This is a genomic window from Paenibacillus zeisoli, from assembly GCF_003994465.1.
Lineage (GTDB): Bacteria > Bacillota > Bacilli > Paenibacillales > Paenibacillaceae > Fontibacillus > Fontibacillus zeisoli.
The window spans coordinates 48846-74565 of record NZ_RZNX01000007.1 but is presented as its reverse complement, the minus strand read 5'-3'; the positions used below and the strand labels follow the sequence as shown (position 1 = coordinate 74565).

The window sequence follows — 25720 nt, the reverse complement described above, 5'->3', positions numbered from 1 at the left end:
TGAATAGATGCAGTCTCTTCTAACCCTGAACCAACTTAGAACATTTTGTATCCGCCAAGCCGTAGCTTCTGAATAGTCCAGCCGCTGAGGATGGCTCCCGCAAGTCCTGCAACCGCTGTCAAGTAATCCACCAGATGGAAGGACTTCAGGTAGGCTCCCATCGACTGTGTATGATCCCATAACGAGTACACAACAATAGGCAGAATTACAATGATGAAGATATAGCTTGGAAACCATGTTGTCTTCATCAACATATTTAAAATAAATCCGATACCGAACATCATGACAAAAAATAGTACCATTAATATAAAAACGACGATAAATCCCAGTCCCATGACTCCTTCGTACTCCCCTCATTCAACACTATTGTCAGTGTACTAAAAAATTGCAGGCCCTGCAACGAGCTTTATGAAGACCTGATGAAGCCATTTGCCCGCCCAGCTTCAATTAGCTACAATGGTAGAAGAGCATGAAATAATTAGGAGTGATAAGATGAACGAGGCAGCTTTAACACTAGAAGGATGGTATGCACTTCATGATTTCCGTTCCATCGATTGGACCGCCTGGAAGGCAGCAGACGATGAGGAACGAGCAGTAGCCCTGGATGAACTGCATGTATTATTGCAGGAATGGGGCTCTATTGAAGAAGCCGGTACAGGAAGCACGGCTGTCTATTCCATTATTGGACAAAAGGCTGACTTCGTGTTCATGTATCTCCGTGAGTCACTTGAGGAGATCAATCAGATCGAAACAGCTTTCAATAAAACCACTTTTGCTCAGTATACTACTAAAGCTTATTCCTACGTCAGTGTAGTGGAGCTGAGTAACTACCTCGCTTCAGGCGAAGGAGATCCTAGACAGAAACCGGAAGTTATTGCCCGGCTTCAGCCTGTACTACCGAAATCCAAGCACATCTGCTTCTACCCAATGAATAAAAAGCGCGAGCTTGCTGATAACTGGTACATGCTGTCCATGGAGGAACGCCGCAGCTTGATGCGCAGTCACGGCCTCATCGGCCGGGGTTACGCAGGTAAGGTGAAGCAGATTATCACCGGTTCTGTCGGATTCGATGATTGGGAGTGGGGCGTAACCTTGTTCGCAGATGATCCGCTGCAGTTCAAGAAGCTCGTGTATGAGATGCGCTTCGACGAAGTCAGCGCAAGATATGGAGAGTTCGGCAGCTTCTATGTTGGCAACCTGCTAACAGATGAACTATTCGCCGAAATGCTCAAACTCTAAAGTCTACCGCAGCGGATCAGTATATTCCGCTGTACGCATACAAAAAGGGTGCCTGGAAACGTTACATTCCCAGGCACCCTTTTTGACTGCCAATAACTCAATCTAAGCCGGCGATTTAATCCTCATCCTCTTCCTGCTCAAGACGCTTCAGAGATTCAAGGAATTCAGCCGTGGCCCGGTCCCGATCCCTGCTCTTCTCCTTAAGCCGTTCTATTGCCGGAAGAATCAGCGTATCAATCTCCTTCTGAACATGGTAAGCCAGGTCATATCGCTGCTGACTTTCCAGGAAAGACCCTGCTTCGATGAGGCCGTTATACCGATCCAGCTCATCACGGGTAAGCAGCCCGCGTACCTGAACACTGCAGTGACGCATCTTAGAAGAACCGCCCTTTTCTGAGAACTAGCGGAATTCCGCCAATAATGAACAGATAACGCATATCAACCAGCTTTTTCAACTGAGCAGCTGTCCATCCCTTAAATTTCTTGGTTCCTACTGTCGCAATAGCTTCTCCTTTACCCAATGAAGCCACCGTACCTTTATTACTGAAGACGAACTTCTTAGGCTGCTGATTGCGGATGGAAGCTACAACGTTGTGGGCACAGATCACACCCTGCTGCATAGCAATCTGGGCGGTTGGAGGATAAGGTCTACCTTCCTCATTGAACATGAGAGAATTGTCTCCAATAATGAACACATTCTCATGTCCCGGAGCCCGCAAATATTCGTCGATCTTCACACGGCCGCGCATAGTCTCAAAGCCAGCGGCATCCACCAAGCGGTTGCCCCTGATTCCACCCGTCCAAATTACGGTCGCTGACTTGATCTCTTCATCCGTTGCCAGGATCACACCTTTAGGTGTGCATTCCTTGATCGCTGTTCCGATCTTGAAGGTGACTCCCTTCTTCTTAAGAACATCCATAGCGTATTCGACAAGTTCCGGATCGAACCCCGGAAGAGCGGTTGGAGCAGCTTCCACATTATAAATATGTACCAGAGCAGGATCGACATCATATTCCTTGCATAGGCCAGGGATCCGGTCAGCCAGCTCGGCAACAAATTCAATCCCGCTAAATCCAGCCCCGCCAATGACGAAATTAAGTCGGTCCTTACGATTCTCATCCATCTTATACCGGGCAAACTGATACTCAATATGCTGACGAATCAGACGCACGGAATTGATACTGCGGATCGTCATCGCATGCTCGGCAAGTCCCGGGATACCGAACGATTCCGGTTCACCGCCCAGTGCAATAATTAAATAATCATAGGATAGCGTTCCATCTTCCAAGATGACCTTTTTGTCATAGAGACGAATTTCCTGTACATTAGATTTGACCAGATCTATCTTGAATTCATCAATAAGCTTGGAAATTTGAACCCGTGTATGATCTATAGAATCCGTCCCTGCAGCAGGCATGTGAAGATGCGTGGTAAAATAATGATAATCATGGCGATTCACCAGGGTTACGTCGGCTTCGTTATAATTTAACTCCTTCTGAAGTTTCTGAGCGGTGAGTATCCCACCGTATCCAGCACCCAGAACAACGATTTTAGGTATGGAACTCATGTCTTTGTTCTCCTTCCAGCTGCCTCAATCTATATTTGTTCAAATCGCCGAAATTATTTGTGAAATTATACACATAAAATCTCAGGGTATTGTTGCATGATAATGAACATCTTAATAATGTTCCATCGATCTTATGCCGTTCTCTGCAAAAATCAGGCCAAATTCAACTTGATTTTGCTTGACTTTTCTTTAATTTTGCCTAATTTGGGCTTTTGACTCTTTTGAATAATAAAGGCTTTAAAGTAAAAGATCAAGTCTTAATTTGAGGTGAATTTATGCCATATTTCTCGTAATTACCCGGGTCGTTTTCTGATTTATTTCAGAAAAATTTGCAAGAAAAGAAAGCAGCATTATAATTAAAGGATATTGATTTATGTTTATATTTCGGAGGTGCTTAATTAAATGTCAGACCTTAATCAAAGCAGCGAGTTCACGGATCTGCTTATCATCGGCGGGGGTCCTGCTGGAATGTTTGCTGCTTTTTACGGCGGAATGCGTCAAGCATCCGTGAAATTGATCGAAAGTATGCCTCAGCTTGGCGGGCAGCTTGCCGCACTCTATCCTGAGAAATATATTTATGACGTTGCCGGCTTCCCTAAAGTTACTGCCCAGCAGCTCGTGAATAACCTGAATGAGCAGATCAAACATTTCAATCCGGATATCCGGCTTGAAGAAAAAGTTATTAATGTAGAAAAAAAAGATGAACGCCATTTCGTAGTGACCACCGACCAAGGTGAACATCATGCCCGGGCCGTAATTATCACGGCGGGCGTAGGTGCATTCGAGCCCCGCCGTCTAGAACTTGAAGAAGCTGCCCGTTACGAAGGCAAGAACCTTCATTATTTTGTCAATGATCTTAACAAATTTGCAGGCCGTAAGGTCCTCATTAGCGGCGGAGGCGATTCAGCCGTTGACTGGGCGCTAATGCTTGAACCGATTGCTGAGCAGGTGACCCTGATTCACCGCCGGGATAAATTCCGGGCGCATGAGCATAGTGTTGAGAATCTTATGTCCTCCAAGGTCCAAGTGATTACGCCTACCGAAATTACAGCTCTGCACGGAGGAGACCCCATTGAACGAGTGATTCTGACACATACCAAAACGAATGAGATACAGGAGATTGAAGTTGACGATGTGATTGTCAATTTCGGATTCATCTCTTCCCTCGGTCCCATTACTGACTGGGGCATTGAGATCGAGAGCAATTCCATTGTTGTGGATTCCCGAATGGAGACTTCCGTTCCCGGTATCTTTGCAGCTGGAGACGTCACAACGTACCCGGGCAAATTAAAGCTGATCGCCGTAGGATTCGGCGAGGCTCCTACAGCGGTGAACAACGCCAAAGTCTATATTGATCCATCCGCCAAGTTATCACCGGGACACAGCAGCAATCTCAAGCTTTAACCCTAGTTCAATCCATCTAGACACATGTTATAACACAATGAAGGGTATCTTAACTTCTGGAAACATTCGTTCCAAGAAGGAGAGATACCCTTTGTCTTATATATGCTCACTATGTAATGGCCTGTTCACTTTGTCATTAGCTTGTCCAGCTTGCAGCCAGCCCCTTGAGGATAGCGGAAGACTTGAAGATTATAAAGGCCCCTACAGTCCCTATAACTCAGCTGACCAATATTATGGAGCGACTTATCTCCAGTCAAGCTGTGAACATATTGTGAGCTGCCCGCATTGCGGAGAACAGTATATTTATCAAGTGGATCTTAGTCTGACTTAATGGAGTACAAGCCCGATCTGCGAATTTAAATTTCTCTTATGAATCTCGGCTAACAGGAGTGCGATGAATTCCCTGTCTAATTGGAGCTCTTTGGCCATATGGTAAGAATCCAGCAGCATTTCATCTGTTAATGTTGCCATTAGAATCACTCCTTCCTAAATTTTTCCTATATTTATCATATCAACAATATCGTGCCAGAACAAGCGTTCCTGTTATCCACATTATGCTGTGGAGATCCTGTGAATAAGTTGTTAGTAATCCCCAAAATGATTGTCAGACAGTTGAGGATATTGTGGATAAAAGTTATTCACAGGATATAAACATGCTCAGAATCTCAAAAAATATTTTTTCATATGGAAAAAGTAGGTTTACACTGCTTTTCCAGTACATTAACCTTCCATAGGCCTTCATAAACCTATTTGCTCAAAATGAATACGGAGTTATTGCGGACGAGTATTGACCTCAAATATCCAGATATGGCCGCGCGTATCTATTCCGTAGTCAAATCCGAGCATTCCAATACCCGGAAACCTCCGCTCAAGAATAGTTATACACGTATTCGTCAGTTCACGCATCTTGTGCCGCTGCTTATGTCCCGAGGATCTGGGCATGGATCTTGCCAAAGCCTCCTTGGCCGAAAGCTGAGTACCTCCCTTACATAAATTTGTAACAAACAAACCTGGTCTGGCAAGCCGTCCAACCATGGCACGATACTCCCAACCCTTCGTACTCTTGGCCACCTTAACTCTATAATCTATAGGTCTTCCTGCGATGGTCGCAAGTTGGATACCTTGCTGTATAAGATACGGGCGTCTGACTTTAATCCGGTTCAGCGACTCCAGCATGGCACCAAAACTTCGGTAGGATCGTGTCTCCTTCATGTGTGTAAATGAATATACGCCGTTAATATACTCAACTTTTATTACACCAAAGCCCCCACCGCCCCGGATTGGCTTAATCACCACCATCCCGTATCTCCTGAGCATACGCTTCAGATCAGCTGCACTGTACTTGCTTGTCTGTGGGATATGCCTATGGACTCGCTTATCCGTGAGAAGCGCTTCCGTCTTAAGCCACTTATTGGCCAGCTGTCTTCCCGCCATGAATCTGTCCCCTTTCCTTATAAAGCTCGTATAACCCTGCTTCAGCGCATAATTATTACTACTCAGGACAGGACCCTTGTTCTTGTATCTTTGTCCATCCAGCCCGCCTGATTTCGTGAAATCCGGCCATTACCCGGTATTAGCGGATTTATTGTTTCTACTCTTTTCAAACAAATCGTTCTGGTATATAGTAGACCCGTACCTACAGTTAATAGGAGGATTCTTCTGTTGGAGCATTTTTTCGGAATTCTATACTGGATAGCTATGATTGCGATGTCCATTGTACTGGTTGGAGTAACTATCGCGGTATTTGCCATAGGCGTAAGATTTTTCAAGGATTCCCGAAGAGGCCTTGGTACCTCTTGTATGGCTTTCTCCGTCGTTGCTGCCGGAATGATCTATTTGATGCTGAACAAACAATTTTTCTAGTCGTATAGCCTGTTAAACTTACTGTAAAGGAGTCAGGGAATGAATCATACATTAACCGCAGATATCGATTTCTTCGCTGCGGCGCTGTCCCAGAAGATTATCTCCGCCTGGCAGGAAGATGAAGCTGGTGTGTATTGTGAAGTGGGTCGGGGTATAGTTGAGAAATATTCTTCGGATTCTGTTCGTATCCGTAATATAGACACGGGCAAGCAGTCGCATTATGCCCGCGATATGACGATGTTCAGTACTGCTGAATAAATAGAAGGTCCCTTCAATGTTTTGGGTGCTGGTTATCCCCTCATGGAAGACTGTGAATCAAGAGTTCCTGTTACAATGAACTCGGCACGGTCGAACAGAGGGGATTTTTCTTATGCATGACATGAAAAACCCCTAATTCATTAGTTCATTCCATGTTAGAAAATCACATAAAAAGACCTCCATGACGGACAGTTTCGCAACTATCTCGCTATGGAGGTCGTAATCTGTAAGCACAAACGGCTCTTTAAAGTTGTGTAATGCTCAACACAACGCTAGTTAGCACTGCTCCGGTGCAGGCTGGCCTGCATCGTCACGGGTACGGAAGCTCGAACCACATCCGCAAGTAGCAACAGCGTTCGGATTGTGGATGGAGAATCCGCCGGACATGCCTGAAGCTTCATAATCGATTTCCAATCCGTTTAGATACTTCAGACTGTCCTTCTCGACAACCACCTTAAGTCCTCCCACTTCCATAAAGACGTCAGCGTCGGATTCCTCATCATCAAATCCCATTCCATAAGAGAAGCCGCTGCATCCTCCTGGCTGTACACCAAGACGAAGGAACATATTAGGTGTTTCCTGCTGTGAAAGCATTTCTTTTATTTGAGCAACTGCTGCATCAGTGATATTAATCATTGTGTAAATACCTCCTTATCCTTACCTCCCTTCATTATACTCCACATTGTACCTCCCCTCAAGGGATGTTCTCCTGCCGCTATTATCGACTATACTTATTGCCCGAATAGAGAGTGAGGTTTATAATGGTATGGGTGCATTCAACTGTCACAATTTTGACACTGCCAATCGGCTTAATTATCCGATAACCTGTTCTAAATTTCACAATGCTCGTTTCCCGCTGTAACTCAGCAAAGCGTCTGGACTAGACGTTATTTATAGCCATCAGGCATCAGGTATAGACAATGAGTCACCGACCCTAGATTGGAGGAATCCCTATGTTAGTAACTGCAACTCCTCACACAGACCAGAGAATGGCTGAGATTATTGAAAAGGTACACCGCGGTGAGCGGCTGACCCTTGAAGACGGGGTATATTTATATGAAAGCGACGATCTGCTTACGATTGGTCAGCTTGCCAATGAAGTTAACCTCAGGAAGAACGGTAAGAAGGTCTATTTTATCGAAAATATGAGCCTGTACTTCACCAATGTATGTGAATCCTATTGTGCCTTCTGCAATTTCCGTAAAGACCAGGGAGAAGAAGGCTCTTACACTTTATCCGGACCAGAAATGGTTGAATATGTGGAACAGCACATTCACCCGGGTATCCGCGAATTCCATATCGTGGGCGGACACAATAACCATGTCCCTTTTCAATATTATGTCGATTCACTCAAGGCTCTGAGCGAGCGATTCCCGGAGGTTGCGCTTAAAGCCTATACTGCTGCGGAGATCGACTTCTTCACCCGGATTAGCGGACTGAGTATCACTGAAGTTCTTCAGGAATTGCAAAAAGCCGGGTTACAATCCTTAACCGGTGGGGGCGCTGAAATTCTATCCGATCAGTATCGGGAGAAAATGAAAGTCGATAAAGCGAATGTAGACCGATATCTTGAAGTACACCGTACCGCCCACAATCTGGGCATCAGAACGGGTACTACTATGCTGTACGGGTCGATTGAAAGCCATGAGGACCGAATCCGCCACATGATTCAGATTCGTGATCTTCAGGATGAGACGAACGGATTCATGGTATTCATCCCCCTATCCATGCAGCCTAAGAGCAAGAACGCCAGCATTATGCGCCGTAACTCGGCCTATGAGGATCTTAAGACCATTGCCATCAGCCGTCTAATGCTGGACAATATTCAGCACATTAAAGCTTACTTCATCAATATCGGCACTCAGTTGACTCAGGTCTCCTTGAGCTTTGGGGCTTCCGATGTTCATGGCACCATTCTCAAAGAAAAGATCAGCCATGCTGCTGGAGCGAATACGCCGGAAGGACTGACCCGCAAGGAACTGATCTGGCTCGTTAAGGGCGCAGGACGCATTCCGGTTGAAAGAGATACCTTTTATAACGAGATTGAAGTATTTGAATAGTAAATAACTAAGAGTATAACGAGCTGGACAAGAAAGGAACCGATAAAACATGAAACATTTTGTTATCTTGGGTGGAGGATACGGCGGTGTCACCATAGCCAATACGCTGCTCAAGGGAAATATGCCAAGCGATATTCGCCTTACGATGATCGACCGGATGCCTTATCAAACGATGAAGACGGAATACTATGCACTCGCAGCCGGTACAGCCTCAGATGTAGAGCTGCGCGTTCCCTTCCCCGTCCACCAGAATCTAAATATGAAATACGGCGAAGTCTCTTCAGTTGACCTCGAGAACAAAAAAGTAATCATGGAGAACGATGACCCGGTTTATTATGATCAGCTCGTTATTGCTCTTGGGTGTACGGACCGCTTCCACGGAATTCCCGGAGCTGAGGAATATGCCTGCACGATCCAGTCCATGAGCGCGGTTCGTCAGACGTACCAAGTACTTAATGACACCAAACCTTATGGCCGTGTAAATATCGTGGGTGGGGGCCTCAGTGGAGTTGAGATTGCAGCAGAACTCAGAGAGAGCCGGCCGGACCTGAACATCGCTCTAATTGACCGGGGCTCTCGTGTACTTTCGGCTTTCCCTCCAAAGATGTCTGCCTATGTGGAGAAGTGGTTCCACGAGCATGACGTGGAGACCTTGTCTCATATCTCGATCTCTTCTCTTGAGCCCGGTGTTATCCACACTACCGGAGATGATATTATATCGGATGCAACCGTCTGGACGGCGGGCATTCAGCCTGTTGAAATTGTGCAAAAGCTGGATGTTCCCAAAGATCATCAGGGACGTGTTCTGCTTAACGAGTATTATCAGATTCCCGAGCATCCTGAAGTGTATGTATGCGGGGATTGTGCCAGTCTGCCTTTTGCCCCTAGCGGTCAAGCTGCTGAGGGTCAAGGTGAGCAGATCGGCCACATCGCGCTGGCGTTATGGCGCGGGGAGACTCCGCGTCTGTCTCCAATCAAGCTGAAGGGTACTCTTGGTTCCCTGGGCAAAAAGGCCGGATTCGGCTTAATGGGCAAACGTCAGGTTATGGGCCGGGTACCGCGGATCCTAAAGAGCGGTGTGCTCTGGATGTCCAAACATCACTTTGGATAATCACTTATACGCAAAGGGGCGACCCCAAGCCATGGAGATGGCTGGTGGGTCGCCCCTCTTTTATAAATAGTTAATCTAGATCAAGTTCGTTCCAGGCATCTATTTCTTTGATTTTGCTCATAATACGTTCATACAGCTGCTCAGCGCTTTCGGCTTCGACGAATTCACCATTCACCAGGGCAAATGGTGCCAGGAAGCATTCTCCGCAGTGGGTCAGGCACCCGTACTCTAGAACATCATAATCCGGATTCTGCTCGAGCTTCTCCATGACTTCGTCTGTGCCAAAATGCATATTGTTAACACAAAATTCTATAATCGGTCTCATTCGGTCTGCCTCGCTTTACTAATGCCATTTAAATTTCATAACGTTTGTAATATAATATATAAGAAAGGAGTTGAGAAATATGAGCCAAAATGCACAAGATACTTTGTATGATGAAGTTCTGGAAGTGCTTGATAAACTTCGCCCTTTCCTGCAGCGCGACGGCGGTGACGTCGAACTCGTTGACGTGGAGGATGGCATCGTCAAACTTAAATTAGTGGGTGCTTGCGGCAGTTGCCCAAGTTCTACAATCACGCTTAAAGCTGGGATTGAACGCGCTTTGTTTGAAGAAGTCGAAGGCGTTCAAGAAGTTGTACAAGTATTTTAATCTATACACAGCTATATCTCTAATGCTGCCAGCCTCCGGGCTGGCACTTTCAGTAAGAGTCTTGGCTTCCGGCATTCCGGCTGGCCAAGACTCTTTTTCTGTGCAGAAAGCTGTCGAGTATATAATTAAGTAGATGGTTTGATCCAAGGGCGTATGGGGTCAAGTCCCCCTGAAATATCCATAATATTCCCTGTAATGAAGTCTGACTCAGGCTGGCACAGGAACGAAATCACGCGCGAGATATCTTCCCCGCTTCCAGGTCTTCCCCTTGGGGTCTCCCCATCGGCCTCTCCGCTTACCTCAGCGATCGATTTCTCTTTATTCACACCCCGAATATCACCAGGACAGATCATATTGACGGTAATCCCGTAAGGCGCTTCCTCCACGGCCAAAGTCTTGGTAAAAGACACAAGCCCTGTCTTCGCAGCCGCATAAGCAGCCCGGTGCGGCCACGCTCTAGATTCGGCGGCATGGCCAAATCCAAAGTGGATAATTCGTCCCCAATTCTTGCTCCGCATTCCCTCAAGCACCATATGATCCAACAGCATAGGTCCAACCAGATTTCCTTCAATTAAAGATAAAATTTCTTCCCTGCTGTATTCCGCAAATAATCGCCTTTCCCGGATAAATGGACCGGCATTATTAACCAGAATGTCTATTCCACCGAGCCTGCTCTCAACCTCTGATACCAGCCTGGCTATGTCCTGTGTACTCGCTACATCAGCCTGAACGGCGATACACTGGACTCCTTTATTGCGGATAACCGCTTGAAGCTCAAGCGCTTCAACTTTGCTGTGTACGTAATTCAGAGCGATGTGACAGCCTTGATCCGCCAAGCTGAGCGCCGTCTTCTTCCCTAATCCTTTGGCGCTACCTGTAATCAGAGCAATTTTACCTTTCAAAGCGGATTCCCCTCCCAACAAGGCGTCAACCTTATCACATACTAATCTTCCCTACAAGTATAAAAGATTTACTCATTCCTCACAACTTGATGAGCGAACCTGAATTGCATTCAGCGTATAGAGCAGCTATATAAGTTGAACTATTGGCTTATACGTTAGTTAGCCGTGTGAAATTCTTAAGTTCATCTTATATAACAGCACAAAAAAAGCAGTTCCTCAAAAGGAGGAACTGCTTTTGGATAAGGGCAATTTCACTGCTTAAAATGCTGGAACAATTGCTCCTTGGAGCATTTGTTCAGCTTAGAATGCTGGGACAATTGCTCCCTGATACTTGTCTTCAATAAACTTCTTCACATCAGGGGATGTGAGAGCTTTAGCCAGCTTCTGGATAGCTTCTGAATCCTTGTTGTCCGGACGAGCAACCAAGAGGTTGGTGTAAGGTGATTCTTTATCTTCGATGAAGAGAGCGTCTTTCGTTGGAACGAGCTTCGCTTCAAGCGCATAGTTCGTATTGATCAGGGCAAGATCCACCTCGTCAAGAACACGCGGCAGCATAGCAGCTTCAAGTTCTTTGATCTCAAGGTTCTTCGGATTGGTCGCAATATCTTTCACGGTTGCATTGATTCCCACGCCATCTTTCAGCGTGATCAGGCCATTCTTAGCAAGAAGCAGAAGTGCGCGCCCACCGTTGGTAGCATCGTTAGGAATAGCTACTTTTGCGCCGTTTGGAATTTCTTCTTTAGTCTTGTACTTTTTGGAGTAAGCACCAAATGGCTCAACGTGAACGCCAATAACGCCTACAAGATTGAAGTTATTCTTTTTGTTCTGATCATCAAGGTACGGCTGGTGCTGGAAGAAGTTCGCATCCAATTGTTTCTCGAATAACTGAGTATTTGGAAGAACGTAATCCGTGAATTCTTTAACTTCCAGATCCACGCCTTCTTCTTTCAACTTAGGCTTGATGAAGTTAAGAATCTCAGCATGAGGAACCGCAGTTGCCCCTACGACAAGCTTAACTGGCTCCGTTGTTGTTTCTGTCTTAGCAGAACCATTGCTGCTTGTATCCGAAGATCCCTGGCTAGTCTCTTGTGGTTTGCTGCCGCAAGCTGCAAGTACCAGTACGAGTGTGAGTAGTAGAAAAGCTGTTGACCATTTTTTCATTTCCAGACCTCCAATATGTTTTTTGAATAAGGATGATGATTTGTATATATAGACTTTCCTTATTTCCTTGTAAAATGTGCAACCAGACGGTCGCCAATCATTTGAAGCAGCTGAACGAGTACGATCATCAGAATAACCGCCACGATCATAACTTCCTTCTCATACCGCTGATATCCATAGCGGATAGCCAAGTCCCCAAGACCGCCGCCGCCGACCATACCCGCCATTGCCGTATAAGAGACCAGTGTGACAACCGTTATGGTCATTCCGGCGATTAGGCCCGGCATCGATTCTGGCAGCAGAACCTTGCGGATAATCTGGAATGTAGATGCTCCCATTGAGGTAGCTGCCTCAATCACACCACGGTCCACCTCACGAAGCGCTGTCTCTACGAGCCTCGCGAAGAAAGGAGCTGCCCCGATCACCAGCGGAGGAATGGTTCCCTCTACCCCAATGGATACACCAAAGATAGCACGGGTAATCGGAATCAACGCCACAATAAGAATAACAAAAGGTACGGAGCGCAGAATATTAACGATGAACGAAAGAATTCTGTATATGAATCTGAGCAGAGCCGAATTGGATCGGGCTGTGATGAACAGAAGTACACCAAGCGGAAGGCCGATAATAAAAGTTAGTAGTGCTGATGCGCCAAGCATCTTGAGTGTATCGATTGCAGCTTGACTCATCTCTTCCCAGTCAACCATTGAGAAATCAAGTCCCCACATCAGTTCATCACCTCCACATCTAGATTCCGTTCTTTCAGCAGGGTGATTGTCCGGTTAATATTTGAAGCTTCCCCTTCAAAAGAGACTAGGAGTTGGCCATATGGCATGTCCTTGATCGTAGATATAGTTCCTTGAAGAATTGCAAAATTCACGCCTGTCTCACGCACAATTTGCGAGAGCAGAGAGTCATACGTCTGAGCTCCAAGGAAGGTGATCTTCACCTGCTTGGAAGATTCGGAGTTCGTCGTAGATAACGCCAGCTTGAGTGCATCCGCACCCGTTGTCTCCCGGTTGATGAATTCCCGGGTCACCTGATGCTTCGGCTTCAGGAATACCTCGGTAACAGGGCCCTCTTCCACGATACCGCCCGCATGAATGACCGCAACCCGGTCACACACACTTTGAATCACGTGCATTTCGTGAGTAATCAGCATAATGGTAAGATTAAACTTCTTGTTAATATCCAGCAGCAATCTAAGAATGGAATCTGTGGTCTGCGGATCGAGCGCCGAAGTGGCTTCATCACAGAGCAGTACATCCGGGTCACTGGCCAATGCTCTTGCGATGCCTACCCGCTGCTTCTGACCGCCCGACAGCTGAGCTGGATACTTGTTCTTATGATCCTCTAGTCCGACCAGAGCGAGCAGATCACTGACCTTCTTCTTAATGTCCGCCTTGGGCGTGTTCGTCAACGTGAGCGGAAAAGCGATATTGTCATATACGGTAGCAGATGACAGGAGATTAAAGTGCTGAAAGATCATGCCGATTTTGCGGCGATGCTTCTGAAGATCCCCTTTGCCGAGTGCGGTCAGGTTAACTCCATTCACCCATACTTCGCCTGAAGTAGGGCGTTCCAGCAGGTTAATACAGCGGATCAGCGTACTCTTCCCTGCCCCCGAATGACCGATGACGCCGAAGATTTCACCCTTCCCAACCTGGAGATCTATCTCCGATAACGCAGTCGTGGACTTCTTCTTCGTTCCGTACTTCTTAGTCAATTGTTTTAGCTCAATCAAAGCTTCGATCCTCCTCTATATCACAAACGAAAAGAGCCCTCAGCAGAATTGTAGGGCTCTCGTAATTGAGACTTTGCCTTCTCATCTGCCAGAATTGTAGCAAGCTACACTTCTGAAGGATTTAGCACCATGTCATTCAGCACAATTCATCAGGTCCTGCCTGAATTTAATCGAATTATGCACAAATCGGTTGCCGGGCTTCATCGGGCCTGTCCCTCCGCCACTCTTGATAAGAAATATGAAATTTTTCATTCGTTAATTGAAATCTTTTCTGAAACTGATTCCCAGTATAGTGGCTTTTATACCGTTTGTCAAAGACAATTTATTCATTTTTGCATATTATTCCGATTTGATTGGTTGCTTATATAAAAGTTGGTATATTCAAAGGCCACATGAAGCGATTCCAACACCACCTGGTAGCTTTGTGTCAGGTCTGCCAGATACTCATCCAGGTTCTCCAGTTCGAGCCTGCCCTGCATGGCCTGATGCTTGTGCCACAGATCATCCTGCAGCTCCGCATTCATGTAATGGATCTCCATATTCCGCCTCCGGCGCAGGCGTGAGATATAATCCTTGCGCTGCTCATGAATGGACAACAGCTTGTTCCCAAGATCACTATGCACTTTCAGATCATGTAACTGCCGGAGCACCGTGAAATAGGAGTAATGCGGCTTAACTTTGGCCGTATTCAGTTCATACAGCTCGTTAAGAAGGGTGCCCAGCTTATCCAGCAGGGAGAAGACCCGAATGAAGCCGTCTTTGTAAAAATACACATAGCGGGCATAGTCCCCCTTCTCGTCAGGACCCATATCGTCCATAAACCTGGTGTGCACTCTCTTGCGGAAAAAGGCTGCCGCATAGGTACACTGTTCCAGTTCATCAATCGATGAGATCAGACCATACGTCCATACCTGCAGCTTGAAGTAATCCTGCTTCTGATCATGATGCTTGTCCATGGCCTGCTGGAACAGCCTAGCCGTACGTGTCATAGCTTCAAGCGTGTCCGCGAACAGTCCTTCATTCTTCCGGGGCGGTTCTCCCAGGAGGCTGCGCAGCATAGGATCCCTCCTTCCTTGTTCTACTTTTTATGCAAAATAACTCTTCCAGCGCTGATCCACCAGCTTCACAATATCTTCCCTAGGGAACAGCTCATCCGGATAACCTGGCTTCATCCGAGCATCAATTACAATAGGCAGGCTGTAGGCCAAGTGATGCTGACGGATTTCCGCATCCGCATAGATATCCGAAGCCGGATTGAACCGGGTGAACACGGTCCAAGTAAATGCGTTAGAGTCCTTCGCCACTTCCCGGGCGTGATCAACTAGAACAACAAGCGGCCAGGCCGTTCCCTTCTCCCTGAGCCGGGCAAGCAGCCGGACCGGAAGCTCCGGTTCCTGTTCATATGCAGCACCAGATACTACAAGACATCCATCGTGGAACACGGCAATCTGATCGATTTCGGCTATTTCGCCTTCACTATATTCGCGCGGGAGCTCACGAACCGGATCACCTACACCGATGAGAATCGCTTTGCTGCCGTGATTCAGTTTAAGGCCCGTATAGTCTAGCGTATCATTGGAAGTTTTATTAAATATGAATAAGTCCGTCTGCGGATTGAAGCGTTCCAAGATCGTCTTCAGCGTGATCTTGATGTCCGCCAAATCAACAGAGACATTCGTAAGCATTAAGAATTTGGTCAAGGACAGCTGGCCTTCACCGAGAATACGGAAGCCAGCAACCAAGGCTTCCCGGGAGTAGCTCTCCCGGACGACTGCCGAGGCCAGCGCGTGGAAGCCGCTCTCGGAATAGGTCCACAGAGACCGGACACTTGGCATAACGACAGGGAAGGCCGGCGACAGCAGTTTTTGCAGGAAGTCACCGATATAGTAATCCTCCTGGCGAGGCTTCCCTACGATTGTAGCGGGATAGATGGCATCCTTACGGTGCCACATATGGCTGACCTTAAGCACCGGGAACTCATGCTGAAGAGAATAGTAGCCGAAGTGGTCACCGAACGGACCTTCAAGGCGCCGCTCATGCGGAGGGACGAAGCCCTGGATCGCAAACTCAGCTTCAGCCGGAATCCGGTGTCCGCCCATCGGATTGACTGCCATAGGCAGCTTTTCCCCAAGAATGAAGGAGGTCACTAGCAGCTCCGATACATGCTCCGGTACTGGTGCGATCGCACCAGCTATCAGGGCTGGAGGGCCGCCGAGGAAGACCGACACCGGGAGTGCCTCGCCGCGCTTCTCCGCTTCATGGTAGTGGAACCCGCCGCCTTTCTGGATCTGCCAGTGAACCCCTGTAGTCTGATCATCGTAGACCTGAATCCGGTACATGCCCAGATTATTGTCCTTGGTCTGAATCGGATTCTCGGTATATACCAGTGGCAGGGTCACGAACGGCCCTCCGTCTTCCTGCCAGCTCGTTACTTTCGGAAGATCGGCAAGCGGGCGGTCCGTACGGCATACCTGCAGAATCGGAGCTTCTCCCTTGGGTACCGTTTTCATACCTACCTTTAACACTTCCCGAATTAGTCCGCGCTCATTCCACAACGCTTTGGGAGTTGGTGGCAGCAGGGTGGTCATCGCCCCAACCAGACGATTCGCTAGTTCCTCTGGTCTCGGTCCAAATGCCATCTCTACACGGCGCGGAGTACCAAACAGGTTGGTCACGACCGGGAAGGGCGTTCCTTTTACATTAGTGAACAGCAGGGCTGGTCCTCCCTCTTCAATTACCCGCCGATGAATTTCGGCAAGCTCCAGATAAGGATCAACCGGCACGTCCACCACGGCCAGCTGCTTGTCCTTGCGAAGAGCCTCAATCCACTGCCTTAAGTTCCTGTACCCCATAACGATACCTCCTCTAATAATTAAAGCGATTCTCCTGCTCCTAAACTTATGTAAAGCCCCGCAGCAATGCGGAGCTTTGGGTCAAGGCATATTACTTTACTTGAGTTGCTATAGATTATTTACAGCTTATCCGTCTGTCTTCGTATATCCGTTATGCCTTCGTTCTGCTGAGCAGCCAGGTTCTGACGCTAGTGTAGCTCAGTACGCCGAATAGACACGCCAGCACGAAAATGTGTGACAAGGAGGCGAAGATATACATACGCGGATTCGTAAGGTTCAAGACGAGAAAAGCACCTGTGAAAATTTGAACGATAACGAGCACGGTTGCCGCTACGCCAAGCGATCTGATCTCCTTGTTACCTGGATGCTTCCGGTAGGCAAAGTGACCCAGAATCCCGATCACGATGAACAGGGTCATCGCGCCCAGACGGTGAATGAACGCGATAGCTACACCGCCCGTGAGCTCGGGAATTACTTCTCCGTTACACAGCGGCCAGCCGCTGCAGCCCCCGGCTGAATTCGTATGACTGACATAAGCGCCTAAATAGACAACGATGTAAGTATAACACGTGGCGAACCACACCAGGTTGCGAAATGCCTTGGTTACGCGGCCCGATGGAAGCTTAGGCATATTGGCCTCTTCCCGTTCCTGCTCCCGCATGCCGAGAGCAAGCATCAAGGAGCTGGCAAAAGCAATCAGGGAGAACCCGAAATGAAGAGCCATAACGGCAGAAGATTGAGAGAACACAACCGCAAAAGCACCCATGATCGCTTGTACGATAACAAAGATCAAGGCAAACAGAGCGTACAGCTTCAAGTCACGCCGTTCCTTGCGGTAAAGCATAAAAGCAACGAATGCAGCCAGGGCAAAAAGTCCCGCGGCCCCGCTTACCGCTCTGTGCGACCATTCAATCAGCGAAGACAGCGTATGAGCGGGTACGAACTTGCCGTTACACAGCGGCCATTCACGGCCGCAGCCAAGGCCCGCATCGAGCTTCGTTACTGCGGTACCGCCCAGAGTAGCCATCAGCATCACAAAGCTTGAGGCATAACTGAGCCATTTTAGACGTTTGGTATTCAAGATTTCCTCACCTGCTATATATTAATTTAATTTGAGCCATTCGGATCGGCTCTTTCATTATAACCGATGGGTATGTACATAACATAAGTCACTTGTGACAAAATGTTCAAATCATAAGGACGGCGCCACCCCTTTTAAGGATGACGCCTGTGACTTTGATTATTGCTTTTAATTTTCCTTACGTTCCGCTGTATCGTGGAGTGTACGGTATACATCAATGGCTTTGTTCAGGAAGTCTTCAATTTCTTCGCGGGATTTACGTGCTTTGTTGACGAATCGGACCAGTTCGCGTCCATCGGTATAGGCAACGAAGCTCGGAATACCCAGGATGTTCTGCTCTTGGCTTACGTCTCCAACCTTGTCTACATCCACTTGAAGGAACGTGAGGCGATCCCCGTATTTCTCCTCAACTTCAGGCATGAACGGATCGATAAATTTGCAATCTCCACACCATTCAGCTTTGAAGACGGCGACGACCAAATTACTGGACTGTGTTTCAACCGTGAACGCACCTGCAGATGTTACTTCTTTCATGAGCTTCATTCCTTTCCTCTAGTTATCTCTCTTAGTCAATCAAAATGAAGAGTGGAAGTCAAACTTTTAGGCCATAATTGAACTAAAATCTTCTTTTTGACGAAAGAGAGGAATTATGATGAGCGAGCCTCTTCAACCAGATGGACCCAAATCCCCCGGCCTTGGTGCTGTACTCAAAGAAATGCTGTTCTCATTGCCTTCCATGGTGAGTGAGGTCGTGAAGAGCAAGACGGCGGGAATTGCAGCTTCCTCACGTCTTCGCGAAGAGCGGGTGAGCCTGGATTGGAATGAGGCTTCTGCCCGAACCGTCTATACTGAAATCGAGGACCTGCTGCGCCGCAGCAGCCAAGGCAGAAATTTAGACGAGCATCTTGCTGCGTCCCAATTCCCTGATGGACTTAGCTCAGCCGACGAAGTCATTATCCGAGAGATTGAGGATGCGGTCAGCCGCAGCAATGTCAGCAACCTGACAAGGACGGAAGCCTACCTTAAATGTTACCAGGCGTATCCCGAGCTTCATTGGTCCTTCCTGGCTCATATGGTGTCCCGCAACGCGGGCTGGAATATGAGTGATCTACGAGGCGGACAAATGTACCCTCTGCTCAGCGAAGCCAGCAAGGAGAACACGTACCGGTTCCTGGAAAGGTGCAACGCGCTTATTTTTCAGGACGCATATCCACAGCTTCTACTGTATATGAAGAGCCGCGAGGTTGGCTCAAGTCTCTTTTACCTGCTGCCCCATTTCCACGTCTCCCGCTTCATGCAGCCTTTCTGGGAACGCTTCTGGCTGGAACGCGGCAGCGCCCTGCTTGCTGTTGGACTGATCATCAATGAACAGAATTATATTGAGACAAGGGTCGTTAGACACCCCTACTTCCAGAACCGGGTGACGGACAAAGCCAATTTCCACCTTCACAGCTGGGCAGGGCTTAATCAGATTATTTTCCCCTTGCTTGATGAGGAAGATGCGATGATTACACCCAGCGGGGAACGATCCAGCTTTGAGTCACGGTGTCCAGAAGGCCGAATCCCCCGGCTTGCGGGCCGGATTCTTGGGGATTTCTCAAGCCTGAATGCACGAATCACTTTCGGAAAAAGCTTGTATGCCCTGCTCTTCGGCTTAACCTCCCTGCGCAGTGGGACGGAAGCCTTCGCTTCGCGTATTCCCCATACCGGCTCAAGGGCCGATTATTGGCCGGGGCTCTTCACGCCGAACAAAGAAGAAGCCCTGTCCACCGGATTAGAGGGGACAGAGCTTCTTGAACAAGGGAATCTTCCAGCAGGCAAGCGCCTGTATGCGCCCCAATTGCTTGATGCCTGGGGTGACACGAGCTACGAGCCGATCTCCCGTGAGGACTGGATGCAGGATCACAGCGCTCTGGACGGGCTGAGTAAGCCGCAGCAGCCTTATTTGTGTGATATCAGCTTTGAGCATCGGCTCGGCATTATCAAGACGGCCTTTGCCCACGATGCTGCGGATAGCGTGCATTAGTTAGCCGAAGTACCGGAGCCTCGCTGGAGTCTCATCAGCGGCCGGAGTACTTTTTGCAGAACTCGTGGGTAACTGCCCAGCTCGTCTCTGCGTACAACACGCAGGAGAACCAGCATCACAGGGTATAGAACCAGAACAGCCACACCGACCAGGCAGCAGGCCAGGAAGAAGCCGACTCTTGGAGGCAGGAATGAAGTAGTTAGATCTCCCACATAATTCAGTCCGTAACCGACACCGAACAGGATCACCACGGTCAGCAGGAAGCCAGTCCAGCGTCCGCGCATTATTTCGAATGAGACCATTTGTTTCATGGAACGCAGATTAAGAAGGGTAATGACCAGGAAGCAGATCCCGGTAGCACCAATAATCCCGTAAATCCCGAAGACGGGTGCCAGCGCAAAGCTTGCGATCAGCTTGACGATAATGCCGACAATGACGTGACCCATCGATAAATTCACCTTGCCAAGCCCGATCAGGATGGAGCTTGTGATGGACATCGTAATCTGAAAGATGGTTCCCAGTGTCAGCAGGCCAATAATTCCGCTGCCTTCCAGGCTGCTGAACAGCAGACCGTTCACGGAATACGCCGCTGAACACAGAATGATCACAATGGGCATACCGGTAAGGATAGACACGCGCATAGCCAGTGTGATCTGGCGCTCCAGATGCGGGCGGTCTCCACGAGCAAAGGCGGCTGCGATAACCGGCAGGAGCGATGCGCTGAGCGCAATTGACAGAATCGGCGGGATCCCTGCGATACTCTGAGCCCGGCTCCCCAGGATACCCAGCGTATTCGTGGCAGCCAGGTTGCCCATCTGATCGATCAGAAGCGGCTTGACCAAGGTTGAGTCAATAAAGTTAATAGCTGGCACAGCCAGAGATGAGAGAACAATCGGAATTGAGAGCTTGAAAATATCCCGGTAGATCAGCATCAGCGGGATTTGCTCATCCCCTGCGGACAGATCCTCCAGCTGCAGCTTTCGGTCATCTCTGCGCATCTTAATGGAATACCAGATCATAATTCCAAAGGCAGAAATGCTTCCGAGCACTCCGCCGAAGGAGGCCCCTGCGGCCACCCATTCATCTGTATAGTTAGCATGAAGAAGGAAGAAGGCAAGTCCAATCCCGGTGATGACCCGCAGCACCTGCTCCATAATCTGGGATATGCCGTTAGCGGCCATATTCCCTCTCCCCTGGAAGTAGCCCCTCATCATGGCTATTGCCGGGAATAGCAGCAGAGCTGGAGCTATTGCCCGAATCGCAGGAGTAGCCTCGGGCTGCTTGGTGTAGTTCGCATAAACGGGTGCCAGTACGTAAAGTAGTACCGTCATAACTACACCAATAAATACGGCGAAGATCAGTGCCGCTTTGTAGACTCTGTTGGCCTCTCCCGGGCGCTTGAGGGCATAGCGTTCCGAGACCATTTTACTTAGAGTGCTTGGAATTCCTGCCGTTGCGACGGTCAGCAGCATTAGATATACAGTATTCGCCACGGTGTAGGACGCGTTGCCGACCGCTCCAAAAATATGCTCAAGCGGAACCCGCTGCACCAGGCCGAGGACCCTTGCCACCAATGCGGCGGCTGCCAGGATCAGCGTGCCTTTGATAAAAGATTCTTTCTTAGCCAAACCCATTTCCCTTCTTTCTCATGATCCAAGTCACAGCATTAACATTCCTACGCAATCCAGATAAAGAACAGGACAATCATCACAATCTCAAGAATAATCTTTACGACCATACTGCTGAATAGCCCCACAACTGAGCCTACTCCGACCTTAAGTGATTTTTGAAAAGAGGAGCCTGCCAGCAACTCTCCTGCCACTGCACCGACAAACGGTCCAATAATCAGCCCAAACGCGGGAATCACAAAAGGTCCTATGATCGCACCAATGGTACTCAGCCAGACGGATGCTTTGCTGCCGCCAAACCGCTGAACGCCCCATGCGCCAACCGCATAGTCGGCAGCCAGCAGAACGACGACGATCAGTGTCTGAATCGTCCAGAATCCCCACCCGAAATGCTCGAAGGTGAAGAACCACCCGTACACCAGGAAAGCGGCATAGACTGCAATAACGCCAGGCAGGACGGGAACTACCGCTCCCGCCAGCCCGACGATGAACAGACCAATAACCAGAATCCAGCCTAGGATGTCCATCCGGGCATCACTCCTCTGCAAATATAAACTTCTGAATAACCTCGGCAATCCCATCATCATTGTTAGATGAGGTTACGTAATCCGCGTTCTCCTGAACCGCAATCTGCGCGTTCCCCATGGCTACGCCGAGCCCAGCGGCCTGAATAGCCGCCAGATCATTCAGGCTGTCGCCTACGGCAATCACCTGTGACATTTCCAGTCCTAGCAATTCGCATACCGTCTTAATTCCCGTGGCCTTGTTCACACCCTGCGGGTTAATCTCGTAATTGTAAGGCGAGGAGTTCGTGATCTCAAGACCGCCCATCTCCTGAAGCCTCATTAGAATCTTGTGGCGCAGCTCCGCATCTTCGGTATGATAACCGAACTTAATCCACTGGTTCGTCTCCAGCAGAGCAGGGTCCCAGTTCTTCTCATTATATGTACCCTCAACGGCGTACGCCCAGAACCAGACACCATATTCTGCAGCAATCGCATGCATCTTGGCAATGAGTTCTTTATCAAACAGCTCTCTGCGATATAATTCGTGGGGTGTCTTCCAGACCTCACTTCCATTTACAGTCACCATCGGCGTCTGCAGCCCAAGCTGATCTCCAAAGGGAACAGCCTCGTCAAAAGATCGTCCTGTGGACAAACAGACATGAACGCCAGCAGCCGTCGCCTTGCCGATCCACTCCGCTGTTAGCGGCGAAATCTCGTGATTGTCCGTCAGTAAAGTCCCATCCATATCAAGTGCAAGCAGTCGGTATCTCATCCGTTCATCCTCCATCTTCAATCTATATATAGATACACTTAAATTTTAACATTTGAATGGGTATATCTACACGGGATGCTTGGACTTCCGGCCGCTGTTATCTCCAGCATTCTTGATTCATACCACTCTTAGCGGTGAAATTCTGGAGACATAGGCGGTCGCTTGCGCTCCTGCAGTTCCAAGCTTCCACTTCGTCACGCCCTCCTGTATGTTATTTTTAAAGTACACTATATAATTCTCTGTATTAACTCTTACACATATCTTAGTCATTCTACCACAGGTCCAACTGACCAACAAAGAACTCCAGCCACAACCAAATAACCGCGCTACGGCCTTGAAGGCTGAAACCCGGTTATTTGAGATTTGGATCTATACTATTCATGCCTCTGTTCATCCTGCCAGTACAATGAACGCCAGAACACCGAGCGTGATTTTGGCCCGCTGTAGCGGACTCTTCTTCACTTTAATCTCCATGGGTTACCCTCCTTAGTAAATGGTGGATGTGACTTCAGCCAACAGAACATTTGCAATCAGTAAATAATGTTTCCTTAATGCAAATTTTATCCAAAAGAAGGATAATAAGCAAGGGGAATACTCCCCCTGCTTCATAAATATTCAGCCCAAATTTTGAAAGGAAAAACTCAAATCATAAATAAGACGATCCCGACAGACCGCTAAAGTCTTATCAGGATCGTCCTCACATTAAAATTTACCGAGCCGATCCTGCTGCTTGCCCTGCTTGGCCCGTTGTCTCGGCCGCTTTGCCTGCTGCTCCATCCTCAGCTTTCTTCAGCGTTTTCTTCGGGATCCCGTCCAGGCCATACTCCATGTCGTAAGCGTCGAAGATCTTCCGGGCGACCGGCGCCGCACTATGCGCTCCGAACCCGCCTTCTGGAATCACAACCGCTACCGCCAGCTTCGGATTCTTCCGGGGAGCAAAGGCGATGAACACCCCGTTGTCGACGTTCTTTCCACCGACGCTTTGGGTCGAGGTCCCTGTCTTACGGGCAAAGTCATACGGGAAGTTGTCAAAGGCGTCGACTTCGGTTGCCATCCCTTTTATAATTTCATCCCAGTAAGAGTTCTTGAATTTCTCTTCATTAAGAACCTTCGGTTCGAACTTCTTCACAATTTTCCCTTTGGCATCCTTGATCATGTTGACCAGATGCGGCTCCATTCGTTTGCCGCGGGAGGCCAGCATGGCTGTATACTGGGCAAGCTGCATTGTTGTATACTTCCCTTGCTGTCCAAATGAAGCGAAGGCAAGCCGGGATAGTACGGTCTCTTTTTTATTCGTATATTCCCGGAATCCGAGATATTCATTAGGCAGATCGACACCTGTGGATACACCAAGTCCGAACTTCTTCATGTATTTGTCCCACAGATTGATCCCTTCCTCCCCAAATTTCCGATAGAGCCGCTTCCCGACCATATCAACCATAAATGCATTGGAAGAATGGCGGATCGCATCTGCCGGGCTGCGTAGATTTTCATATACATGTCCCTGGGAGTTCTGAACCCTTGACGAATCGTTCTTACCGAAAGTCGCGTAACCTTTATCATAATAAGGTGTACTGGTCGTGAACAATCCTTCGGTCAGACCGATCAAGACCGAGAGCGGCTTCACTGTAGAACCAAGCAGAACAACCGATTCGGGGTGATGTCCCTTCTTCTGACCGGAGCCGAAGGAGCGGATCGTCCCGTTCTGGTACACATTCTTGATCTTGTCATAGTCGTCACTTGAAATTCCCCCGGTACGCCATACATTCGGATCATAGTCCGGCATACTCGCCATGGCGACTACATTGCCCGTGTTCACTTCCATGGCTACCGCGAATCCCGTTCTGGCATTTTGGTGATAATCACCACTGACCGGATGCGTGTGCAGCCAGCTCAGCTGATCCATAATCGCCTTCTGCGCAGCCAATTGAACATCGCTGTCGATGTTCAGGTAGAGGTCATGCCCTTTCTCTGGTGGGGTTACGTCAGCCACGCCGCTGGCCATGTTCCGCGGATCAACCGAGACGCTCTTGAATCCGTTTCTCCCCCGCAGCTCGTCTTGATACCGATACTCCAGCCCGTCAAAGCCGACATCCTCCGTATCGGTGTACTGAAGAGCTGGATCATCGGCCCTGCCGGTCTTCTGCTTATAGAAATCCAAGCTGGTCGAAGCCCCTTTGAATTTCTTGATATAACCGACAGCCTGAACCGCAAGTCCATTCACGCCATCCTTCGGATCGGTATAGTAATTACGAATACTCTCCTCTACCACGTCGATCCTAGGATATTCAGACTTATGTTCCATGAAATAAGCGATTTCTTTATTGGACAAGCCCACCTTCAGACGACGGGGTGTAAAACCACCGCTTAGGCGTGACTTGAGATCCATCGCCTCCACAACCTGATCCACGGTCAGCTTCTCGCCGCCCTGGTCCCCCAGTTCGTTGAACTTGGCGACCAGCTTCTTCGCCAGCACCTTCGCATTCGCTTCATTATTCCCCGTGTACTCATTCGTCAGAGTCATATACAGCGATTGAACGGGTGTGGAGTAAGCTAATTTGATACTCTTCCGGTCGTAGATCGTTCCCCGGATTGGAGGCAGCGGAACATTAATAATATTGGGGTCTCCTCCCTGCTGCTTAACAATCTCAGGACCTTCTACAAATTCCAGAACAGCTAGACGGATAATAATAATCGTGAAAATAACAAAGGAACCAAAGAAAAACAGATTCAGACGCTTAATCAGATCTCTCTTCTTAAATGCTTCCTGTTCCTGCTCATTGGGATTAGCATGTACACGCATAGGACTCGGGGACACCTGCCTTGTCATAAAAGGAATTATTTTCCTTATTATCATATACATTTCCCTACCGCCAAAGCAAATAAAAAAGACGA

General features: G+C 48.4%; 27 protein-coding genes and 1 riboswitch. Of the genes, 8 read left to right on the top strand and 19 right to left on the bottom strand.

Translation table 11 applies throughout. The features are described 5' to 3' along the window. Window positions 1–35: 35 nt before the first annotated feature. A complete protein-coding gene (locus EJP77_RS15415) occupies window positions 36–329 on the bottom strand; it encodes a YuiB family protein (RefSeq protein WP_127200242.1) in 294 nt (97 codons plus the stop codon). Window positions 330–492: 163 nt separating this feature from the next. Between EJP77_RS15415 and hemQ the strand changes: the two genes are divergently transcribed. Then, entirely contained in the window at window positions 493–1239 is a 747-nt protein-coding gene (hemQ, locus tag EJP77_RS15410) for a hydrogen peroxide-dependent heme synthase (RefSeq protein ID WP_127200139.1), read from the top strand. A 115-nt stretch (window positions 1240–1354) separates the two neighbouring features. Here hemQ and EJP77_RS15405 read toward each other — a convergent pair whose 3' ends face one another. Continuing rightward, the gene (locus tag EJP77_RS15405) at window positions 1355–1612 is read right to left on the bottom strand and encodes a hypothetical protein (RefSeq protein ID WP_127200138.1); all 258 of its coding nucleotides are present in this window, start codon (window positions 1610–1612) and stop codon (window positions 1355–1357) included. 1 nt (window position 1613) lies between these two features. Beyond that, window positions 1614–2807, bottom strand: a complete 1194-nt coding sequence (locus EJP77_RS15400; protein WP_127200137.1) for an NAD(P)/FAD-dependent oxidoreductase — start codon at window positions 2805–2807, stop codon at window positions 1614–1616. Window positions 2808–3209: 402 nt separating this feature from the next. Here EJP77_RS15400 and EJP77_RS15395 point away from each other — a divergent pair, with 402 nt between their 5' ends. Continuing rightward, window positions 3210–4211 carry an NAD(P)/FAD-dependent oxidoreductase gene (locus tag EJP77_RS15395; RefSeq protein ID WP_127200136.1) on the top strand — a complete coding sequence of 334 codons (1002 nt, stop codon included), beginning with the start codon at window positions 3210–3212 and terminating at the stop codon, window positions 4209–4211. A gap of 327 nt (window positions 4212–4538) precedes the next feature. On the opposite strand, the gene sda is transcribed toward EJP77_RS15395, so the two are convergent. Then, window positions 4539–4682 (bottom strand): sporulation histidine kinase inhibitor Sda, encoded by a 144-nt coding sequence (gene sda / locus EJP77_RS15385; protein ID WP_127200134.1) that lies wholly within the window; start codon window positions 4680–4682, stop codon window positions 4539–4541. Between the two features lie 300 nt (window positions 4683–4982). Continuing rightward, window positions 4983–5645, bottom strand: a complete 663-nt coding sequence (locus EJP77_RS15380) for a YheC/YheD family protein (protein WP_127200133.1) — start codon at window positions 5643–5645, stop codon at window positions 4983–4985. A gap of 228 nt (window positions 5646–5873) precedes the next feature. Between EJP77_RS15380 and EJP77_RS15375 the strand changes: the two genes are divergently transcribed. Together EJP77_RS15375 and EJP77_RS15370 are read left to right on the top strand one after the other, a co-directional pair. After that, window positions 5874–6074: a hypothetical protein gene (locus EJP77_RS15375; protein ID WP_127200132.1), complete on the top strand. Its 201-nt coding sequence runs from the start codon at window positions 5874–5876 to the stop codon at window positions 6072–6074. Between the two features lie 39 nt (window positions 6075–6113). Continuing rightward, window positions 6114–6332 carry a hypothetical protein gene (locus tag EJP77_RS15370; protein WP_127200131.1) on the top strand — a complete coding sequence of 73 codons (219 nt, stop codon included), beginning with the start codon at window positions 6114–6116 and terminating at the stop codon, window positions 6330–6332. A 276-nt stretch (window positions 6333–6608) separates the two neighbouring features. On the opposite strand, the gene EJP77_RS15365 is transcribed toward EJP77_RS15370, so the two are convergent. Continuing rightward, window positions 6609–6968: a HesB/IscA family protein gene (locus tag EJP77_RS15365; RefSeq protein ID WP_127200130.1), complete on the bottom strand. Its 360-nt coding sequence runs from the start codon at window positions 6966–6968 to the stop codon at window positions 6609–6611. Between the two features lie 317 nt (window positions 6969–7285). Between EJP77_RS15365 and mqnE the strand changes: the two genes are divergently transcribed. Together mqnE and EJP77_RS15355 are read left to right on the top strand one after the other, a co-directional pair. Continuing rightward, window positions 7286–8392 (top strand): aminofutalosine synthase MqnE, encoded by a 1107-nt coding sequence (mqnE, locus tag EJP77_RS15360; RefSeq protein ID WP_127200129.1) that lies wholly within the window; start codon window positions 7286–7288, stop codon window positions 8390–8392. A gap of 49 nt (window positions 8393–8441) precedes the next feature. After that, entirely contained in the window at window positions 8442–9503 is a 1062-nt protein-coding gene (locus EJP77_RS15355; protein ID WP_127200128.1) for an NAD(P)/FAD-dependent oxidoreductase, read from the top strand. 70 nt (window positions 9504–9573) lie between these two features. Here EJP77_RS15355 and EJP77_RS15350 read toward each other — a convergent pair whose 3' ends face one another. Next, on the bottom strand, window positions 9574–9828 hold the full coding sequence (locus tag EJP77_RS15350) for a YuzB family protein (protein ID WP_127200127.1): 255 nt from the start codon (window positions 9826–9828) through the stop codon (window positions 9574–9576). A 79-nt stretch (window positions 9829–9907) separates the two neighbouring features. Between EJP77_RS15350 and EJP77_RS15345 the strand changes: the two genes are divergently transcribed. Continuing rightward, the gene (locus tag EJP77_RS15345) at window positions 9908–10153 is read left to right on the top strand and encodes a NifU family protein (RefSeq protein ID WP_068620113.1); all 246 of its coding nucleotides are present in this window, start codon (window positions 9908–9910) and stop codon (window positions 10151–10153) included. A gap of 125 nt (window positions 10154–10278) precedes the next feature. On the opposite strand, the gene EJP77_RS15340 is transcribed toward EJP77_RS15345, so the two are convergent. From EJP77_RS15340 to EJP77_RS15305, 8 genes are all read right to left on the bottom strand, one after another. Then, window positions 10279–11055, bottom strand: coding sequence for an SDR family oxidoreductase (locus EJP77_RS15340; RefSeq protein WP_127200126.1), 777 nt, complete (start codon window positions 11053–11055; stop codon window positions 10279–10281). A 300-nt stretch (window positions 11056–11355) separates the two neighbouring features. Further along, complete coding sequence (locus EJP77_RS15335; RefSeq protein WP_127200125.1) at window positions 11356–12216, bottom strand: MetQ/NlpA family ABC transporter substrate-binding protein; 861 nt, start codon at window positions 12214–12216, stop codon at window positions 11356–11358. A gap of 59 nt (window positions 12217–12275) precedes the next feature. After that, window positions 12276–12944 carry a methionine ABC transporter permease gene (locus EJP77_RS15330; protein ID WP_127200124.1) on the bottom strand — a complete coding sequence of 223 codons (669 nt, stop codon included), beginning with the start codon at window positions 12942–12944 and terminating at the stop codon, window positions 12276–12278. Continuing rightward, window positions 12944–13960 (bottom strand): methionine ABC transporter ATP-binding protein, encoded by a 1017-nt coding sequence (locus tag EJP77_RS15325; protein ID WP_127200123.1) that lies wholly within the window; start codon window positions 13958–13960, stop codon window positions 12944–12946. Before EJP77_RS15325 ends, EJP77_RS15330 begins: the two co-directional genes overlap by 1 nt. Window positions 13961–14038: 78 nt before the next feature. Next, a riboswitch (SAM riboswitch) is annotated at window positions 14039–14196 on the bottom strand. Window positions 14197–14286: 90 nt separating this feature from the next. Continuing rightward, on the bottom strand, window positions 14287–15018 hold the full coding sequence (locus EJP77_RS15320; RefSeq protein WP_127200122.1) for a Cthe_2314 family HEPN domain-containing protein: 732 nt from the start codon (window positions 15016–15018) through the stop codon (window positions 14287–14289). A gap of 27 nt (window positions 15019–15045) precedes the next feature. Further along, window positions 15046–16812 (bottom strand): UbiD family decarboxylase, encoded by a 1767-nt coding sequence (locus tag EJP77_RS15315; protein ID WP_127200121.1) that lies wholly within the window; start codon window positions 16810–16812, stop codon window positions 15046–15048. Between the two features lie 151 nt (window positions 16813–16963). Further along, on the bottom strand, window positions 16964–17893 hold the full coding sequence (locus EJP77_RS15310) for a COX15/CtaA family protein (RefSeq protein ID WP_127200120.1): 930 nt from the start codon (window positions 17891–17893) through the stop codon (window positions 16964–16966). A 168-nt stretch (window positions 17894–18061) separates the two neighbouring features. Beyond that, window positions 18062–18427, bottom strand: coding sequence for a thioredoxin family protein (locus EJP77_RS15305; RefSeq protein ID WP_127200119.1), 366 nt, complete (start codon window positions 18425–18427; stop codon window positions 18062–18064). 118 nt (window positions 18428–18545) lie between these two features. On the opposite strand from EJP77_RS15305, the gene EJP77_RS15300 reads away from it, so the two are divergent. After that, complete coding sequence (locus tag EJP77_RS15300; protein ID WP_425464257.1) at window positions 18546–19919, top strand: DUF2515 family protein; 1374 nt, start codon at window positions 18546–18548, stop codon at window positions 19917–19919. On the opposite strand, the gene EJP77_RS15295 is transcribed toward EJP77_RS15300, so the two are convergent. From EJP77_RS15295 to EJP77_RS15280, 4 genes are all read right to left on the bottom strand, one after another. After that, complete coding sequence (locus EJP77_RS15295; protein WP_127200117.1) at window positions 19916–21547, bottom strand: putative polysaccharide biosynthesis protein; 1632 nt, start codon at window positions 21545–21547, stop codon at window positions 19916–19918. The two genes, EJP77_RS15300 and EJP77_RS15295, sit on opposite strands and share 4 nt — an antisense overlap. Window positions 21548–21594: 47 nt before the next feature. Next, window positions 21595–22074 (bottom strand): DUF456 domain-containing protein, encoded by a 480-nt coding sequence (locus tag EJP77_RS15290; RefSeq protein WP_127200116.1) that lies wholly within the window; start codon window positions 22072–22074, stop codon window positions 21595–21597. A gap of 7 nt (window positions 22075–22081) precedes the next feature. Further along, on the bottom strand, window positions 22082–22840 hold the full coding sequence (locus EJP77_RS15285; RefSeq protein WP_127200241.1) for a Cof-type HAD-IIB family hydrolase: 759 nt from the start codon (window positions 22838–22840) through the stop codon (window positions 22082–22084). 694 nt (window positions 22841–23534) lie between these two features. Beyond that, entirely contained in the window at window positions 23535–25628 is a 2094-nt protein-coding gene (locus tag EJP77_RS15280; protein WP_127200115.1) for a peptidoglycan D,D-transpeptidase FtsI family protein, read from the bottom strand. Window positions 25629–25720: the final 92 nt, after the last annotated feature.

Bases quoted from the DNA above. Each gene is read 5' to 3' on its own strand.
- EJP77_RS15290 (WP_127200116.1), bottom strand. From the start codon at position 22,074: ATGGACATCCTAGGCTGGATTCTGGTTATTGGTCTGTTCATCGTCGGG.
- EJP77_RS15330 (WP_127200124.1), bottom strand. From the start codon at position 12,944: ATGTGGGGACTTGATTTCTCAATGGTTGACTGGGAAGAGATGAGTCAA.
- EJP77_RS15405 (WP_127200138.1), bottom strand. From the start codon at position 1,612: ATGCGTCACTGCAGTGTTCAGGTACGCGGGCTGCTTACCCGTGATGAG.
- EJP77_RS15345 (WP_068620113.1), top strand. From the start codon at position 9,908: ATGAGCCAAAATGCACAAGATACTTTGTATGATGAAGTTCTGGAAGTG.
- EJP77_RS15380 (WP_127200133.1), bottom strand. From the start codon at position 5,645: ATGGCGGGAAGACAGCTGGCCAATAAGTGGCTTAAGACGGAAGCGCTT.
- hemQ (WP_127200139.1), top strand. From the start codon at position 493: ATGAACGAGGCAGCTTTAACACTAGAAGGATGGTATGCACTTCATGAT.
- EJP77_RS15305 (WP_127200119.1), bottom strand. From the start codon at position 18,427: ATGAAAGAAGTAACATCTGCAGGTGCGTTCACGGTTGAAACACAGTCC.
- sda (WP_127200134.1), bottom strand. From the start codon at position 4,682: ATGGCAACATTAACAGATGAAATGCTGCTGGATTCTTACCATATGGCC.
- EJP77_RS15355 (WP_127200128.1), top strand. From the start codon at position 8,442: ATGAAACATTTTGTTATCTTGGGTGGAGGATACGGCGGTGTCACCATA.
- EJP77_RS15315 (WP_127200121.1), bottom strand. From the start codon at position 16,812: ATGGGGTACAGGAACTTAAGGCAGTGGATTGAGGCTCTTCGCAAGGAC.
- EJP77_RS15300 (WP_425464257.1), top strand. From the start codon at position 18,546: ATGAGCGAGCCTCTTCAACCAGATGGACCCAAATCCCCCGGCCTTGGT.
- EJP77_RS15400 (WP_127200137.1), bottom strand. From the start codon at position 2,807: ATGAGTTCCATACCTAAAATCGTTGTTCTGGGTGCTGGATACGGTGGG.
- mqnE (WP_127200129.1), top strand. From the start codon at position 7,286: ATGTTAGTAACTGCAACTCCTCACACAGACCAGAGAATGGCTGAGATT.
- EJP77_RS15350 (WP_127200127.1), bottom strand. From the start codon at position 9,828: ATGAGACCGATTATAGAATTTTGTGTTAACAATATGCATTTTGGCACA.
- EJP77_RS15335 (WP_127200125.1), bottom strand. From the start codon at position 12,216: ATGAAAAAATGGTCAACAGCTTTTCTACTACTCACACTCGTACTGGTA.
- EJP77_RS15280 (WP_127200115.1), bottom strand. From the start codon at position 25,628: ATGCGTGTACATGCTAATCCCAATGAGCAGGAACAGGAAGCATTTAAG.
- EJP77_RS15370 (WP_127200131.1), top strand. From the start codon at position 6,114: ATGAATCATACATTAACCGCAGATATCGATTTCTTCGCTGCGGCGCTG.
- EJP77_RS15285 (WP_127200241.1), bottom strand. From the start codon at position 22,840: ATGGAGGATGAACGGATGAGATACCGACTGCTTGCACTTGATATGGAT.
- EJP77_RS15320 (WP_127200122.1), bottom strand. From the start codon at position 15,018: ATGCTGCGCAGCCTCCTGGGAGAACCGCCCCGGAAGAATGAAGGACTG.
- EJP77_RS15365 (WP_127200130.1), bottom strand. From the start codon at position 6,968: ATGATTAATATCACTGATGCAGCAGTTGCTCAAATAAAAGAAATGCTT.
- EJP77_RS15395 (WP_127200136.1), top strand. From the start codon at position 3,210: ATGTCAGACCTTAATCAAAGCAGCGAGTTCACGGATCTGCTTATCATC.